The following is a 2,382-nucleotide window of genomic DNA, read 5'->3' as shown; positions in this document are numbered from 1 at the left end:
AGACGGCGAACAGGTAGAAGAGGAAGCATCAGACCGGAACGTTGCCTGATGGCTCCATACACCAAATTTAACAATAACTCCGACTGGGATGGATAAGTGTTTCTGACAACGCTGTCAGTTAACCATCAGCTTTATGTTGGCAATCAGGATGCAGAATGGTCTCACTTAAATGAGATTCATGTTCAATTTTCTGAGAAAAGGAGCGATCAATGAAAAGCCAGAATGATCCAACAATGCCACAGCGACGCAAGCTATTATCCGCCGGGGCGGGTATTGCCGCGGCCTCGCTGATGCCACACGTCTCGGCGGCAAACCAATCCTCTCAGGTCGATTCATCTAGACAAACCAGCCAAAGCAATGCTGCTCCGGGCAAGCGTAAACTCGGGAAGTTGGAAGTTTCTGCAGTCGGTCTGGGCGTGCAGAACATGAGTCGCAAATACGACACGTCCGTTCCCTGGCGTCCCGAGATGATCAATTTCATCCATCGGGCATTTGATGAAGGGGTCACGCTCTTCGACGCTGCTGAAGCTTACGGCCCCTTTGAAGTTGAAAAAATTCTCGGAGAAGGCGTTGCCCCGTTCAGGGACAAAATCGTTATTGCCACTAAGTTTGGCTGGAACATTGACCAGCAGACAGGCAAACGACTGCCGGGCCTTAACAGCAGACCGGAGCATATCAGACAGGTTGTCGAAAACATGCTTAAACGCCTGCGCACCGATCGTATCGATTTACTGTATCAACACCGGGTTGATCCGCAGATCCCGATCGAAGATGTCGCCGGTGTAGTTAAAGATTTAATGGTTCAAGGGAAGGTCTTGCACTGGGGTCTGTTTGAAATGGGTATCAACACGTTGAGACGCGCCCATGCAGCATTACCCGTTACCACCATACAAAGTGAATACTCCATGCTCTGGCGTGGCCCTGAAAAACAGGTCCTTCCGGTGTGCGAAGAGCTGGGTATTAGCTTTGTGCCATGGAGTCCACTCGGTGTGCAGTTTTTAACGGGCTGGATTGATGAGAATACCCGGTTCGCTGCCGGTGATTTCCGCGCGACAGAAACGCGCTTCTCGCCTGAAAACCTGCTACACAACTTAAAGTTGGTTGAACTACTGAAATCCTGGGCAATACGAAAAAATGCCGCACCGGGACAGATTGCGCTGGCATGGATACTGGCGCGTAAACCTTGGATTGTTCCCATCCCTGGCACCATTAATAAAGACCATATGCTGCAAAACACAGCGGCTACCTGCGTGTCGCTGACTCTCGCCGAGATAACCGAACTCACCCGCTCACTGGACGCCATCACTATCCTGGGTCAACGTCTGCCGAATGCCGTGCAGGTTTATTCCGATATTGAAGCACCGATGAAAAGTTAAGAGGAAGTCCCGTTATGCGCCTGTTGTTAGTCGAAGATGAAGAAAAAACGTCAACCTATCTCAACCGTGCGTTGAGCGAGTCTGGATTTACGGTAGATGTTTCTGCAGATGGAGCTGAAGGTCTTCATTACGCGCTGGAGTTCGACTACGACGCGATAATACTGGATGTGATACTGCCAGGGATGGATGGCTACCGAGTACTTGAGGGTGTGCGAGCAGCCAAACAGACGCCGGTGCTAATGCTTTCGGCACGGGGATCGGTCGACGAGCGCGTTAAAGGGCTGCATCTTGGCGCGGATGATTATCTCCCTAAGCCCTTTTCTCTTATTGAGCTGGTGGCGCGTATTCAGGCACTGGTGCGTCGCCGCGCTACGGATGGCGCAGACATCACCCAACTGCAAATTCACGATCTGCATCTCGACCTGCTGGCTCGACGCGTATTTCGTGCCGGAACGAGGCTGGAACTGACCGCAAAAGAGTTTTCCCTGTTGAGCCTTCTGGCCCGGCATCAGGGGGAGATTCTGTCAAAGATGATGATTGCGGAGCAGATATGGGACATGAATTTTGACAGCGATGCCAACGTGGTTGAAGTCGCCATTAAACGTCTGCGGGCCAAAGTGGATTCGCCATTCGACGTCAAACTATTGCATACCGTTCGTGGCATGGGGTATGTCCTCGAAGTCCGGTCCGAATAAATGAAGACGATAAGCATGCTTAAGCGTTTCATCTCCGTTCATCTGGCGCTGATGTTTGTCTTATCCGCGCTACTGATTGTGTCCGTTATCGGTATCTTGCTCAGAAGCTCCTTGCATGACTCTTTGCAAAAGCAGATACACAACGAGCTGTTATTCCGGGAATCATTAATGAGTTCGTGGATCACCGCACAAACCTCAGCTGACGGCTGGTCAACGCTTGCCAATAAATTTACCGTATTAACCAATTCTGAAGGTGAGCGCGTTCGCTACTGGATAGTGAGCGATAACCCACGCTTTAGCATGGGGGGAAC

General features: G+C 51.0%; 2 protein-coding genes and 1 pseudogene. All 3 read left to right on the top strand.

Annotation, left to right across the window (positions count from 1 at the left end):
- Positions 1-209 precede the first annotated feature (209 nt).
- Positions 210-1,376: an aldo/keto reductase gene (locus BBW68_RS03905; protein ID WP_186821265.1), complete on the top strand. Its 1,167-nt coding sequence runs from the start codon at positions 210-212 to the stop codon at positions 1,374-1,376.
- Between the two features lie 14 nt (positions 1,377-1,390).
- On the top strand, positions 1,391-2,071 hold the full coding sequence (locus BBW68_RS03900) for a heavy metal response regulator transcription factor (protein ID WP_070134083.1): 681 nt from the start codon (positions 1,391-1,393) through the stop codon (positions 2,069-2,071).
- Positions 2,072-2,086: 15 nt separating this feature from the next.
- A pseudogene (locus tag BBW68_RS03895) lies at positions 2,087-2,382 on the top strand (heavy metal sensor histidine kinase); the annotation flags it as partial.

The organism is Candidatus Erwinia dacicola (genome assembly GCF_001756855.1).
Lineage (GTDB): Bacteria > Pseudomonadota > Gammaproteobacteria > Enterobacterales > Enterobacteriaceae > Erwinia > Erwinia dacicola.
This window is presented reverse-complemented; position numbering and strand designations above follow the sequence as displayed.